Source organism: Cytobacillus sp. ABV4_503, assembly GCF_056158445.1.
In genome coordinates this window covers 3,265,624-3,278,388 of sequence record NZ_JBSWTH010000001.1, presented here as the reverse complement: position 1 = coordinate 3,278,388, position 12,765 = coordinate 3,265,624, and the positions used below count along the sequence as shown (strand labels likewise).

General features: G+C 40.3%; 14 protein-coding genes and 1 pseudogene. 14 read left to right on the top strand and 1 reads right to left on the bottom strand.

The window, feature by feature from the left end:
- Window positions 1-183: 183 nt before the first annotated feature.
- From ACXAD1_RS16440 to ACXAD1_RS16410, 7 genes are all read left to right on the top strand, one after another.
- Complete coding sequence (locus tag ACXAD1_RS16440) at window positions 184-1,821, top strand: YceG family protein (RefSeq protein ID WP_474911323.1); 1,638 nt, start codon at window positions 184-186, stop codon at window positions 1,819-1,821.
- Between the two features lie 2 nt (window positions 1,822-1,823).
- Window positions 1,824-2,930, top strand: a complete 1,107-nt coding sequence (locus ACXAD1_RS16435) for a toxic anion resistance protein (protein WP_206837989.1) — start codon at window positions 1,824-1,826, stop codon at window positions 2,928-2,930.
- Between the two features lie 51 nt (window positions 2,931-2,981).
- A complete protein-coding gene (locus tag ACXAD1_RS16430) occupies window positions 2,982-3,593 on the top strand; it encodes a TerD family protein (RefSeq protein ID WP_206837987.1) in 612 nt (203 codons plus the stop codon).
- A gap of 234 nt (window positions 3,594-3,827) precedes the next feature.
- Window positions 3,828-4,529, top strand: coding sequence for an anthrax toxin lethal factor-related metalloendopeptidase (locus tag ACXAD1_RS16425; RefSeq protein ID WP_474910599.1), 702 nt, complete (start codon window positions 3,828-3,830; stop codon window positions 4,527-4,529).
- A gap of 108 nt (window positions 4,530-4,637) precedes the next feature.
- Entirely contained in the window at window positions 4,638-5,432 is a 795-nt protein-coding gene (locus ACXAD1_RS16420) for a thymidylate synthase (RefSeq protein WP_206837982.1), read from the top strand.
- The gene (locus ACXAD1_RS16415; protein WP_206837979.1) at window positions 5,429-5,914 is read left to right on the top strand and encodes a dihydrofolate reductase; all 486 of its coding nucleotides are present in this window, start codon (window positions 5,429-5,431) and stop codon (window positions 5,912-5,914) included. The genes ACXAD1_RS16420 and ACXAD1_RS16415 overlap by 4 nt, the downstream gene beginning before the upstream one ends.
- 115 nt (window positions 5,915-6,029) lie before the next feature.
- Window positions 6,030-6,761: a lysophospholipid acyltransferase family protein gene (locus tag ACXAD1_RS16410; protein WP_206837976.1), complete on the top strand. Its 732-nt coding sequence runs from the start codon at window positions 6,030-6,032 to the stop codon at window positions 6,759-6,761.
- Window positions 6,762-6,809: 48 nt separating this feature from the next.
- Here ACXAD1_RS16410 and ACXAD1_RS16405 read toward each other — a convergent pair whose 3' ends face one another.
- Window positions 6,810-7,046 (bottom strand): hypothetical protein, encoded by a 237-nt coding sequence (locus ACXAD1_RS16405; protein ID WP_206837973.1) that lies wholly within the window; start codon window positions 7,044-7,046, stop codon window positions 6,810-6,812.
- Window positions 7,047-7,218: 172 nt separating this feature from the next.
- Here ACXAD1_RS16405 and ilvA point away from each other — a divergent pair, with 172 nt between their 5' ends.
- The 7 genes and pseudogenes from ilvA to ACXAD1_RS16370 all read left to right on the top strand — a co-directional run bounded on the left by ilvA (window position 7,219) and on the right by ACXAD1_RS16370 (window position 12,763).
- Entirely contained in the window at window positions 7,219-8,487 is a 1,269-nt protein-coding gene (gene ilvA / locus ACXAD1_RS16400) for a threonine ammonia-lyase IlvA (RefSeq protein ID WP_206837970.1), read from the top strand.
- A gap of 65 nt (window positions 8,488-8,552) precedes the next feature.
- Window positions 8,553-8,830 (top strand): annotated as a pseudogene (locus tag ACXAD1_RS16395) (twin-arginine translocase TatA/TatE family subunit).
- A 97-nt stretch (window positions 8,831-8,927) separates the two neighbouring features.
- Window positions 8,928-9,665, top strand: coding sequence for a twin-arginine translocase subunit TatC (gene tatC, locus ACXAD1_RS16390; protein ID WP_206837965.1), 738 nt, complete (start codon window positions 8,928-8,930; stop codon window positions 9,663-9,665).
- Between the two features lie 89 nt (window positions 9,666-9,754).
- On the top strand, window positions 9,755-10,006 hold the full coding sequence (locus ACXAD1_RS16385) for a DUF2535 family protein (protein WP_206837962.1): 252 nt from the start codon (window positions 9,755-9,757) through the stop codon (window positions 10,004-10,006).
- A 141-nt stretch (window positions 10,007-10,147) separates the two neighbouring features.
- Window positions 10,148-10,993: a DegV family protein gene (locus tag ACXAD1_RS16380; protein WP_206837961.1), complete on the top strand. Its 846-nt coding sequence runs from the start codon at window positions 10,148-10,150 to the stop codon at window positions 10,991-10,993.
- Between the two features lie 154 nt (window positions 10,994-11,147).
- On the top strand, window positions 11,148-11,294 hold the full coding sequence (locus ACXAD1_RS16375; RefSeq protein WP_474910598.1) for a hypothetical protein: 147 nt from the start codon (window positions 11,148-11,150) through the stop codon (window positions 11,292-11,294).
- 5 nt (window positions 11,295-11,299) lie between these two features.
- Window positions 11,300-12,763: an ATP-binding protein gene (locus tag ACXAD1_RS16370; RefSeq protein WP_474910597.1), complete on the top strand. Its 1,464-nt coding sequence runs from the start codon at window positions 11,300-11,302 to the stop codon at window positions 12,761-12,763.
- Window positions 12,764-12,765 lie beyond the last annotated feature (2 nt).

Genomic DNA, 12,765 nt, shown 5'->3' with positions numbered 1-12,765 from the left:
TTCTTACTGTTAAATCGTAAAGAAATTAAACCATTTTAGAAAAAGGCTGTATTCCTATGATATGATGGTAATAAGTTTACATATTATTTCCCGGTCCCATTATCCGGGAACTGAAACGCCATTTTTGAATGAAATGATAAGAATGCATCTTTCGCTCATAGAGGGAAGGGATATAAATTGAACTTGTCGTACAGTCAAATCAAAACTCACATCTTAAAGGTTACATATGAGAATTGGACCTCACACTTAACCAAGCCCAATCACGAGCGTGAAACTTACAGAGAGGAACAGCAAACTTTGCATATAGGCCAGATTGTTGCCAGGTTTCTTGGGGTTCCGCTCGATGAAGATGAATATTATAATCATCTTTTCGATCTTATTTACACAGAGAATGCAGGGCTTCACCTTTTGAGTGAAGAACATCTGGATAAGACCATTAATAATCAGCAGTTCCAGGCGATACAAAAAGTCCTGAACATAAACCGTGAACAGGATTTATCCATAAATCGCTTTGCTGCTTTCCTTGATGGGGAACAGCTGCTGCTTAAATCATCCTCACCTTCTATGCACAGGAAGATAAGAGAAGCGATGATCAGTATGCTGAAACTTTTTTCTGAACATGAACCAGCCGGATTAAAAAACCAGGATATCCGAAGAGTGCTTGTAGATGTGATTAAGTGGTCCACTAACCATTTGGGGACAGAACTTAAAGATATTGACCCTAAAATGGCCATGCCAAAAATCCTATGGTACGGCAATGGGACAAAGAGTCATTATTATTTTTTGTACTACTTAATTCAAATCGGGTGCGATATTCTTTATTTTTCTCCTTCAGGGGAAGATCTTCCGGTAAAAATGGATCCGGTGGTTCAGGAGTCTTTTGTTCATCATTACCCTGAAAAGAAAAAGCCAGAGCCCTTTCCCAAAGAAAAGAGAAGAAGGAGTGCTACAGTTGCCTATAGGGCCTCCAGGGAAATCGAAACGATACTTAACCATGAGGGTTCAGGACTATATAAACCCTGGCAGCTGCGGGATTATACACCTTCCTCTGTAACTCTGAAAACCACTTATGATGAGCTCTTTATTTTAATCAAAGAGAAAGCCATGATCCGCCCTAACTTCGAAGTGAAAGAAGGAAGGGTCATGATACCTTCCTTATTTTCAAAGGTCCTGGGTGTAAGCAGGAACCGCAAGGAATACTGGGATCGAATTCAAACAATCAGTCAGTATGATGAAAGTTTGCTGATAAGGAGATTTCCTTTTACAAATAGCGTCAACAATGATTTTCGGTTCCATTATCGCAATGCTCTTGACAGGGAAGGGAAACTTGACCCTGAAAAAATCATTGCTGGACATTATTGGAGGTATCAGCAGCTTCCTGGCGGCCTGCAAAATGGAATTGCAATGGCCATTAGGAATATGTGTGAACATCCGCGTTTAAAGCCGCTTTCCAGCGAATCGGAAGAAGAATTGAAGATTTATCTATTTAGCCAAAGCCTGCAGATCCCGCCGAGTATTCTAAAATTAATGCAGCAATTTGATTACTCTCAGGAAGTCCCTAAGATTATCCTTTATAACAACGAGCTGAACGGGACGATGGTAAGATCGGATGCCGCACTTCTTTTGCTGCTTAATCAGTTTGGACTGGATATTGTATTGTATAATCCTCCGGGCCATAACGACATTGAAAACTTCATTGAGGAAGATTTATATGATGTCCATTGGCTTGAGGATGTTGTTTTTGAACAGGAATTTAAGGAGCCTTCCTTTCTAAAGAAGGTTCTCTTTCAAGGCTTATTAAAAAATTTAAAGGGTGATTGAAAATGAATCCGACTAAAGCAACAGACTTGAATTTAACAACACAGGTGCAGGATGACAAATTAACCGAGAATAAGGTATCAGAAATTAAGCTTGCTTTAAGGCAGGAGCCTGAGGTGCAAAATTTGGCCAGGTCCATAGATGAGAAGGACCAAATTCAAATACTTGAATTCGGTAAAGAGCCTGCTGTCCAGATATCCCGCTTTTCAGATCAGATACTGGGCAACATGAGAACAACGAAGGTTGAAGATTCAGGTGAACTTTTAAAGCAGCTCGGCAGAATTATGGACAAATTTGACAAGAAGGATTTCGAGCAAGGATCAAAAGGAATCTTTGGCAAGCTTTTCAAGCGCGGAGAAAAGATGATTGAAAAGCTCTTCGGAAAATATCAGACAATGGGCGCGGAAATTGATAAAGTTTATGTTGAAATATCCAAATACCAAAGTGAAATGGTTGACTCCACAACCATGCTTGAACAAATGTATGAGCAAAATTATCAGTACTATCTGACTCTCGAAAAATATGCTGTGGCAGGACAGCTGAAAGCCGACGATTTAAAAGCCAATCAGCTTCCGCAGCTGGAAGCACGGGCGGCTCAGGGGGATCAAATGGCTTCGATGCAGCTGGATACATTAAGAAATGCCATCGAATTGCTGGAGCAAAGAGTCTATGATCTTGAAATGGCTAAAATGGTTGCTCTTCAGACTGCACCGCAAATCCGGCTGCTTCAGCGAGGCAATACCAAGCTTATCGGGAAGATTAATTCTGCATTCGTAACCACTATTCCAATCTTTAAGAATGGCCTGATTCAGGCAGTGGCAGCTAAGAGACAAAAGCTTGTTGCAGATTCAATGAGCGAGCTGGACAGACGGACAAATGAAATGCTTGTGCGCAATGCCCAGAATATTTCTAATCAAAGTGCGGATATCGCAAGATTGGCAGGCGGCCCGAGCATTAAGATTGAAACCATTGAGGAATCCTGGAATATCATCATGAAAGGTATGCAGGAGACAAAATCAATAGAAGAAGAAAACAAGCGTTTACGTGAAGAAGGAACCAGGAGACTGGAACAGCTGCAGGACAACTTTAAAAAAATGAAGCAGCAGGGTTAGGCAGCTGCTCATTTTAAATAAAATATAAATTATTGATGAGGTGGAATTGATATGGCAATAAATCTTCAAAAAGGCCAGCGTGTTGACTTAACTAAAGGAAATCCGGGATTATCTAAAATTATGGTAGGATTAGGCTGGGATCCAGTGCAAAAAAGTGGAGGCGGCGGTCTCCTGGGCTCTTTATTCGGAGGCGGCGGCGGTGCGAATATCGACTGCGATGCTTCTGTTATCATGCTTGGTGAAAATGGAAAGCTTAAGAGCAATAAGGATGTTATTTATTTCGGCAACCTAAAAAGCAGTGATGGAAGTGTCCAGCATACCGGGGACAATCTGACGGGTGCAGGAGATGGAGACGACGAACAAGTGCTGATTGATTTAAGCAGAGTGCCTGCTAACATTCACAAAATGGTCTTCGTTGTCAACATCTATGACAGCGTCAAGAGAAAGCAGCATTTTGGGATGATTCAAAATGCCTTCATCCGTGTTGTCAACTCAGGCAGCAAACAAGAGCTGATTCACTATAACCTGACTGATGATTACAGCGGAAAAACTAGTTTAATTGTTGGTGAGATTTATCGCCATGGAAGCGATTGGAAGTTTGCTGCAGTTGGCACTGGAACGGCTTCTCCAGGCCTGTCAGATGTTGTGCGTTCATACTCTTAATAAAGCTGACCATTGGCTGGGGCCCGAATTTACTCGGGCCCTTTTTGAATTTTCATTTTATTTTCCCATCATTTGTTTCCTTCAATTCTTTCATTCGTATGTTATAATTTTAGTAGATTAACAGAACGGTAAAAAATTTTTTTCTCCATTCAGGCAGTTCCGCAGCTTAGACACTTCAAAGAGCTCTGTTGCCCGTAAATTATACATCTTAGATTAACAGAAGGGGCTTTTATAATGCGCAAAATGGCACTGACATTTACAATCATGATGGTTTCCCTTGCACTGCTGGGGAACTCTCAGGCTGCCATGGGCGGGATCAAACTAAAGGATTATCCGCACTCCTCCGAGCTTAAAGAGTTTCTCAGTTTAAAATCTCCACGACAGCTTGGCGACATTTTTATACTGCCGCTTGAACCTTTTGATGAGGGAGAGGCTGCTGAAATGATTTCCCGGGTGGATAATTTGCCCGCCTCCCTTCTGTCCAAAATAGAGGATGAAGATATCAGGGTGAAACTATTCGTAGGAAAGCTTACTGATAATCCTACAGCCCAGCACCTTGAAGGGGTAATTCCCCGCGGCTATACAGGGGGAACCACCTGGGATGATGTACCGGGGATTGGCGGGTCAAAAACAGTCCTTGTTAAAATAGGATACAGTGATAAGGGGAAAGGCCATGGCTCCGTTAATCTGGAACTTCATGAACTTGCCCATTCTGTTGATCGCCATGTGTACAATGGCATCCGTTTTAATCAGAAGTTTCTCTCTGTCTGGAAAGCTGAGAAAGCTAAATTGTTTCCGGGTAAAAATTATTTTCTTTCCTTCCCTGAAGAATATTTCGCTGAAGCTTTTGCCATGTATTTTGCAGGAGGGGAATCAAGGAAATTATTAAGTGTGAATGCTCCTAAAACCTATGAGTTTATAAACAAATTAAACTAAGTTTACCCCTGTTGAAAAAAACAGGGGTTTCTTAAAGTTTTATCCCATGTGAAACTTCCGGAAATTCGTGTACAATATCATTAAGTATTTAAAAAAGGTTGGGTTGAAATGAAACAATATTTGGATCTATGCAGGCATGTTTTGGAGAATGGTACAAAGAAAGAAGACCGCACGGGTACAGGAACAATAAGTACATTTGGCTACCAGATGCGCTTTAACCTTCAGGAAGGCTTCCCATTGGTAACAACAAAGAAATTGCATTTGAAATCCATTATTCATGAGCTGTTATGGTTTTTAAACGGTGATACAAATGTAAAATACCTTCGGGAGAATGGTGTGCGAATCTGGAATGAATGGGCTGACGAGGAAGGCAATCTTGGGCCGGTTTATGGTCATCAATGGAGATCATGGACAGGTGCTGATGGGAATACAGTTGATCAGATTAGCAGCCTGATTGAACAGATTAAAACAAATCCCGATTCACGCAGGCTGATTGTTAATGCCTGGAACGTTGGGGAGATAGAAAAGATGGCTTTGCCGCCTTGCCACTGCATGTTCCAGTTTTATGCAGCAGATGGAAAGCTTTCCTGCCAGCTTTATCAGAGATCTGCGGATGTTTTTCTCGGGGTTCCGTTTAATATTGCATCCTATGCTTTACTGACTATGATGGTTGCACAGGTGTGCGATCTGGAGCCTGGTGAATTCGTACATACTTTCGGAGATGTGCATATCTACCAGAATCATATTGACCAGGTAAACCTCCAGCTGAGCCGTGATCCCCGACCGCTTCCAAAAATGATTATTAATCCGGATGTGAAGGATATTTTCAGCTTTAAGTTCGATGATTTCCAGCTGGAAGACTATAATCCCCACCCTCATATTAAAGGAGTTGTCAGTGTATGATTTCTTTAATGTGGGCAATGGATGAGAATCGTGTGATCGGCAAGGACAATAAACTTCCCTGGCATCTGCCTGAGGATTTAAAGTTCTTTAAAAGAACTACGATGGGGCATCCGATTGCCATGGGACGAAAAACCTGGGATTCAATCGGAAGACCTCTGCCGGGGAGAGAGAATATTGTTATAACCCGCAATGAATCCTTTTCCTGTGAAGGGTGCACAGTTGTTAATTCGGTTGAAGAGCTTCTGAAGTACAGCGGTGTAAAGGAAGATGAAATCTTCGTCATTGGCGGTGCCGAGATTTTTAAAGCCATTCTTCCTGCAGCAGATCGTCTCTATTTGACTATGATTTATGATCAATTTGCAGGAGACACATACTTTCCGGAATTAGATATGTCAGAATGGGATCTCCTTTCAAGGGAGAAGGGCACCAGGGATGAAAAAAATCCATATGATTTTGAATTCCTCATTTATAAAAGAAAATAATCTAAAAAAGGCAGCTCGCTCCAGTGGGCTGCTTTTTTAGTAGAAACTGTGAACATATAGTGAAAAAAAACTGATTATTATATAATGTAAACCATCCCAAGACCTGGAGGTCATTATGCTTCGATTAATAATCTTTTTTCTGTATATGGGCGGATATTTGGTTTATAGCCTGCCTGCACTAACCCGCATGAGGAAAATGAATCCTGCGCTCCCTGTTGAGGAACGCGACCGCATTATCCATAATGTGCCTCAGAAGTGGGCCAGAGCAATAATGAAAATCTCAGGCTCTCAATTGAAAATTAAGGGGCAGGAATTGATTCCCGAAGGACCTGTTGTCATTGTTTGCAACCATGAAGGAGATTTTGATATTCCAGTCCTTCTTGCATCCATTGATAAACCTTTTGGTTTTATTTCAAAAGTTGAAGTTAAGAAAGCACCCATCATCTCTTCATGGATGGAAGTCATGAACTGTGTTTTTATTGATCGCAGCAATCGCAGCAAGGCTATCAATTCTTTAAAGGATGCTGCATTACTTTTAAGGCAGGGGCACTCTCTCCTGATTTTCCCGGAAGGAACCAGAAGCAAGGGCGGGCAGGTAGCGCCTTTTAAAGTGGGAGGATTCCGGCTTGCACAGGATGCGGGTGTTCCGATTGTGCCAATTTCTATTAAAGGAACAGCCGATGTCTTTGAAAAGAATGGGAGACTTATAAAGCCTGCTAAAATAGAAATCCGGGTGTGTAAGCCAGTGAACTCTAAGATTGTTAAAGATTTGGATGCAAAGTTTCTTGCCCGGGAAGTGAGAGAAATAATCTGCAGCAGCCTTAAAGGCAAGAAGATCGCATCATAAAAAGAAGGCCCCTTTCAGTCAGGGGCCTTTTTTTAGCGGTTAATTAATTTAGAAATTGGGATTCACTAAATAATCTGTCAGCTTCTGAATCATTCCATGGTATTCTTTGGGATCGCAAAACTCTTCTGCTGTAAAGTTGGTTTTCACCCACTGTATTAATTCATCAGCACTGTTGAAGTACTCCCCGCTCGTGTCGCTTTTCCGAATCATATACCGGCCGTTATCTTCATCCAATGTTACTTCCACAGGCAAAGCACTATCCAGACTGCATAAAGAAAACTCCATTCCCGCACCCCTTTGAGATATAAATTAACTTTTGCTTATTATATGTCAGCTTCAGCGATTTCTACCCTTAAAATAATTCGAAAAATGTAAATTTTAAAAAAACCCGATTGAAAACATGATTTGTCATGGTATAATGTACAAATTAATAACTTGTAAAGAAGAGGGTGGCAAAATGGAACAGAAGGTAATGACAAAAAAATGGGTGCAGTTGGAAGATATTTTGATTGCATACCAGCAGCTAAAGGATATTGTTGCCCATACACCTTTACAGAAAAATGAACGTCTATCAGAAAAGTATGGGTGCAATGTTTATCTAAAAAGAGAAGATCTTCAGCATGTCCGCTCATTTAAGTTAAGAGGTGCCTACTATAAAGTTAAGTCTTTAACTGCAGTGGAACTGGAAAATGGTGTTGTCTGTGCAAGTGCGGGGAACCATGCACAGGGAGTCGCCTATGCTTGCAGGCATCTTGGAGTCCAGGGGAAAATTTTTATGCCGGCAACCACACCGAGGCAAAAAGTAAGTCAAGTGGAGCTGTTTGGAAGGGATTCAGTGGAAATCATTCTCGTAGGAGATACTTTTGATGACTCCTATTACGAAGCTCTTAAATGTGCAGAGGCGGAAAGCAGGGCATTTATTCACCCGTTTGATGATGAAATGGTGATTGCAGGACAGGGGACGGTAGCGGTGGAAATCCTTAACGACTGTGAGGAGCCTGCAGATTTTGTTTTTGCGAGTATTGGCGGAGGCGGATTAATGGCAGGACTGAGCACTTACATAAAAAGTATTTCACCGGAAACGCAGATGATTGGAGTAGAACCGGCAGGAGCACCGTCGATGAGTGAATCAATCAGGGTTCAAACAGTAGCACCTCTCGATGAAATTGATAAGTTTGTAGATGGAGCGGCAGTAAAATGTGTCGGTGAAAAAACCTATGAGATCTGCAATGAGCTGGTTGATGATATTTTTATGGTTCCTGAAGGGAAAGTGTGTACGACGATCCTTGAATTATATAATGAGCATGCGATTGTGGCTGAGCCTGCCGGTGCGCTGCCAATAGCCGCACTTGATATGTGCAGGGAGCAGATTAAAGGGAAAAATGTCGTATGTGTGATCAGCGGAGGCAATAATGATATTGGACGAATGCAGGAGATTAAAGAGAGGTCCTTGCTTTACGAAGGCCTGCTTTACCACTTTATTGTGAATTTTCCTCAGCGTGCGGGAGCATTAAGAGAGTTTCTTGACGAGGTTCTTGGCCCAACAGATGATATTACACGGTTTGAGTACACGAAGAAAAATAATAAAGAAAATGGTCCAGCCCTTGTTGGAATTGAGTTAAAGAATAAAGAGGATTATAGTGACCTCATTATGAGAATGAATAAAAAGGGATTCTCATACAAAGAGATAAACAAAGACAGTAACCTTTTTCATCTGCTGGTATAAGTACCCCGATGACTTTGCAGATTCATTTTTATTTACTATGATTTGTGACTGATATATGAATTTTTATGATATCTGTGACATTTCCTTTGAAAAGTACTATAATCGTATTAGATTCAGAAGGGAAGTACTTTAAAGGAGATGTGAATATGCTTTCAAATATTGGTGTTCCGGGATTAATTTTAATCCTTGTTTTGGCGTTAATCATATTCGGACCAAAAAGCTGCCGGAAATTGGCCGTGCTTTTGGTGAAACACTTAGAGAATTCAAAAAATCCACACGTGACCTAACGAGTGACGTAATGGAAGAACTTGAACAGGATTCTAAGAAAAAAACGGTTAAATAAGGTGTAAGGATATACTTCTTGCGCCTTTTTGTTTTGGATTAAGATACAGCAGGCTGGTCCAAAGCCTGGCTTTTTATAAAATTAGCAGGAGAATTGTATGGAAGAAAAAGAGTTAAATTTAGTCGAACATCTGGATGAATTAAGAAAAAGACTCATTATAACGGCATCAGCATTTATCCTGTTTTTTATTGCAGGTTTTGTTTTTGTGGAGGATATTTATAAATGGCTGGTAAGAGACCTGGATGTCAAATTGATTGTCCTGGGCCCAAGTGATATTATCTGGGTTTACTTTATGCTTGCTACGGTTATTGCAGTTGCAGGGACAATTCCCGTTCTGGCTTTGCAGACTTGGCTGTTTGTCAAGCCTGCTCTGACAGCAGCTGAGCGGAAGATTTCTCTTTCTTATGTGCCGGCACTTTTTATTTTGTTCATTATTGGCCTTTGCTTCGGCTATTTTGTCATTTTCCCCACCGTATTAAGTTTTCTTGTTGAATTGGGTGGAGAAATGTTTGAGGCTAATTTCACTGCGGATAAATATTTCCGCTTTGTGCTTAATATGACTTTGCCTTTTGGAGTTTTGTTTGAACTCCCTGTAGTCATTATGTTCCTGACTTCACTAGGAATCATTAATCCTTATGTGCTAACAAAGATCAGGAAGTATGCTTATTTTGTCCTTGTCGTGATTTCGGTTGTTATATCACCTCCTGACTTCATGTCTGATATTCTTGTCACTATTCCGTTGCTTCTGCTTTATGAAATAAGCATCAACTTATCAAAAATTGTCTACAAAAGAAAGCTTAAAAAGGCAGAGAATTCAGATGAGGCTTCTTCATAAAAAAATTATTCAGATAGCATAATCAGACACATTTCGTGCCGTATTTGGGGTATAATATAAACAAACGGGTGAAAAAGAGGATTGATATTTTGCTATTTAAAAGCCTAGAGTTCAAAAATGCTGTTGGACAGAAGGTAAAAATTATTGAAATTCCTGTATTGGCAAAAGATAACCCTTATTATTTTATGATCCAAGTCCGTTTGAAAACTTTTATTGCGGCCACTAACGCCAATGAAAAAACACTTAAGAACCATTCTTTTAGAGAATATCTAAAGCGAGTTTTAAAGTGGCCTGTTTATGAAGAGATTTTTAAGACTCCAGAATTAAAAAATAACGCTTAACAACATTGATGCCGGCAGCCAGCCGGTTTTTTTTTGCTGCTTGAGGAGGAGAAATACAAGCTTTGTATTTATTGCTTTATTTGTATTTTGCTTGAATGTATAATATGAACTAATTGTTAATGCAGGGGAAGTGAAAGCATAATGGCTAAAATAAAAATTGTTACAGATTCTACAGCTGATCTATCCAGCGAATTAATTGAAAAATTCGATATTGAAGTCGTCCCGCTATCTATTCACATTGAAGGAAATACATACTTGGACCGGGTTGATATTACTCCATCTGAATTCATGAGAAAAATGAAAGAAGCGAACGAGTTGCCTAAAAGCTCACAGCCTCCTGCGGGAGTATTCGCTGAGGTGTATGACAGGTTTGGTGACCAGGGCTATGAAATTCTTTCTATTCATATGACTGGCGGAATGAGCGGTACTGTTCAGTCAGCAGAAAGCGCGGCTGCTATGTCACATGCAAATGTTACAGTGATAGATTCCAGATATATATCCAAAGCACTGGCTTTTCAGGTTTTAGAGGCTGCAAAAATGGCCAGCGAAGGGAAAAGTATACAGGAAATTGTCAGCCGGCTGGAAACCATTCGCGGTAATACTAAATTGTTTGTAGTAGTGGATACATTGGAAAATCTCGTAAAAGGCGGAAGAATCGGCAAAGGCAAGGCCATGATCGGGTCCTTGCTGAATATAAAACCAATTGCCTCGCTTGAAGGCGGTGTATACACACCTGTCGCCAAAGTAAGAAGCCATACCCAGGTTGCCAAATATTTGGCCAAGCAATTTGCAGAGGATATCAAAGGGAAAACAATAAAAGGTGTAGGCCTTGTCCATGCAGAAGGCATTGAGTTAGCTTCAAAACTGAAGAAAATGATTGAAGAGCTGGATGCTGCTGCAGAGATTGAAATTGAAGAAACAACTCCAATTATCAGTACGCATACGGGACCAGGAGCTATTGGATTTATGTATCATCTGGAAGATTAATAAAACTAGCGCATGGCTAATCAGGCTATGCGTTTTTTTGCGGATAACTCTATGCCTGCTTTTTAAAACTTTGGCGTTTTTAAAGGATTTCAGCAGAATTTTGCCGAAAGAGGTTAGATAGCTACTTAGAATAAAAGGAATCGGTGACTGCTATATGAAGGATCAAATAAAAAATCTGCCTTTGTTCAGAAAAGTGCTGTTATTCTCCTTCCTCATTTCTTTTTTTGTCACGGTTTTTACAGCAGGTGTCAGCTTTATGGTTGAAAACCGGCAGCTGGAGAACGGCTTACAGATAGAGTGACAGACATGGCATCTCTTTGGAGTTCAGTTATAACATACGAAGATGTTGAAAAAGTTAAGGAAAATCACGATCCGTTACATCCTGCATATAAAAAGCTGCATCATCTTATTTCATTAGTGAATGAAAAGTCAGCTTATTCAAATGCATCACTGCTGATGCCGGAAAAAATTGATGATAACTCGATAAAATTATTGGTAACTTCCAAAAGCTTTAAAGAAATGGGCCTGGAATCTTTTTCGCTTTATTCAGCAAGTGACGATTTTATAAATGGCTTCACGAATGCTGTGCAGAAAAAAAAGGCTGTATCCAGTGAGGTTTATCAGGATCAGTTTGGCACCTGGATTTCTGCCTTTGCACCTATAGAGGACTCCAAGGGAAATATTATTGCCATTTTATGCATAGATATTGATGCAGCTGTGCTGAAATCGATTCAAAGAGATTTAGCCCTTTATTTATCTGGCTTGTTTTTAATCATTATCTTTTTAGTATATTTTGTTTTGAAAAAGGGTCTTAAAAAAGTATTAGAGCCAATTAATGATATTATTTCTGGTTTTAAGGAAGTCAGCAGCGGTAACTTTAACGTAAAGTTAAAGCCTTCTAATCAAGCAGATTTAGGCATTCTTTCTGAGAGATTTAACTTTATGACAACCCGGCTGGCTATCCTTTTTGAAAGGCTGTCCGCGACTTCCGAACAATTTGGGGCAGTACAAAGGAATATTTCCACTTCACATCGCTTTGAAGAAGCAATAGGGGAAATGGAGCATATCATGGAAAGGACAAAGATTCTTAAGGAGCTGCAAAGAGCTGAAAAGATGAACGCAATTGGCCAGCTTGCGGCTTCGGTCGCACATGAGATCAGGAACCCAATGACAGTGGTAAAAGGATTTCTCCAGATTTTTCTGGCTAAGGAAGAAATGACTGAAGAAGAAAAAATGTACATAAAGCTTATGATTGATGAGATGGAGAGAGCGGAAACAATCATAAACGATTATTTATCACTTGCCAAACCTGATTTAGAACAAGTAGAGTCTTTTAATGCCGGAGACCTTGCTGCAAGTGTAATTGATTTAATGAACTCATATGCCATGATGTCAAAAAATATATCTGTTGTTTCGGAGATCTCTGAAGGGATATGGATACTAGGGAATGCAAGTGAGTTAAAGCAGGTTTTGATCAATATATACAAAAACAGCATTGAAGCCATGAAAAATGGCGGCCGTTTGTCGCTGTCTGTATCCAGAGAAGGTAAATATAGTGTTTTTGAAATTTCTGATACAGGAGTAGGTATGACAAAGGAAGAAATGGACAGATTGGGGACCGCTTTTTATTCTTTGAAAGAAAAGGGAACTGGGATGGGCCTCCTGGTGTGCTACCAAATAGTCGACCGGATGAAGGGACGTATTGAGGTTAACAGTGAAAAAGGAAAAGGAACGGTTTTCCGGATATTCATTCCGCTGGCTACGGATTAATT

What these genes read in the sequence shown, in the direction of transcription:
- ACXAD1_RS16435 (WP_206837989.1), top strand. Translation starts at nt 1,824, where the DNA reads ATGAATCCGACTAAAGCAACAGACTTGAATTTAACAACACAGGTGCAG.
- ACXAD1_RS16430 (WP_206837987.1), top strand. Translation starts at nt 2,982, where the DNA reads ATGGCAATAAATCTTCAAAAAGGCCAGCGTGTTGACTTAACTAAAGGA.
- ACXAD1_RS16425 (WP_474910599.1), top strand. Translation starts at nt 3,828, where the DNA reads ATGCGCAAAATGGCACTGACATTTACAATCATGATGGTTTCCCTTGCA.
- ACXAD1_RS16420 (WP_206837982.1), top strand. Translation starts at nt 4,638, where the DNA reads ATGAAACAATATTTGGATCTATGCAGGCATGTTTTGGAGAATGGTACA.
- ACXAD1_RS16415 (WP_206837979.1), top strand. Translation starts at nt 5,429, where the DNA reads ATGATTTCTTTAATGTGGGCAATGGATGAGAATCGTGTGATCGGCAAG.
- ACXAD1_RS16410 (WP_206837976.1), top strand. Translation starts at nt 6,030, where the DNA reads ATGCTTCGATTAATAATCTTTTTTCTGTATATGGGCGGATATTTGGTT.
- ACXAD1_RS16405 (WP_206837973.1), bottom strand. Translation starts at nt 7,046, where the DNA reads ATGGAGTTTTCTTTATGCAGTCTGGATAGTGCTTTGCCTGTGGAAGTA.
- ilvA (WP_206837970.1), top strand. Translation starts at nt 7,219, where the DNA reads ATGGAACAGAAGGTAATGACAAAAAAATGGGTGCAGTTGGAAGATATT.
- tatC (WP_206837965.1), top strand. Translation starts at nt 8,928, where the DNA reads ATGGAAGAAAAAGAGTTAAATTTAGTCGAACATCTGGATGAATTAAGA.
- ACXAD1_RS16380 (WP_206837961.1), top strand. Translation starts at nt 10,148, where the DNA reads ATGGCTAAAATAAAAATTGTTACAGATTCTACAGCTGATCTATCCAGC.
- ACXAD1_RS16375 (WP_474910598.1), top strand. Translation starts at nt 11,148, where the DNA reads ATGAAGGATCAAATAAAAAATCTGCCTTTGTTCAGAAAAGTGCTGTTA.
- ACXAD1_RS16370 (WP_474910597.1), top strand. Translation starts at nt 11,300, where the DNA reads ATGGCATCTCTTTGGAGTTCAGTTATAACATACGAAGATGTTGAAAAA.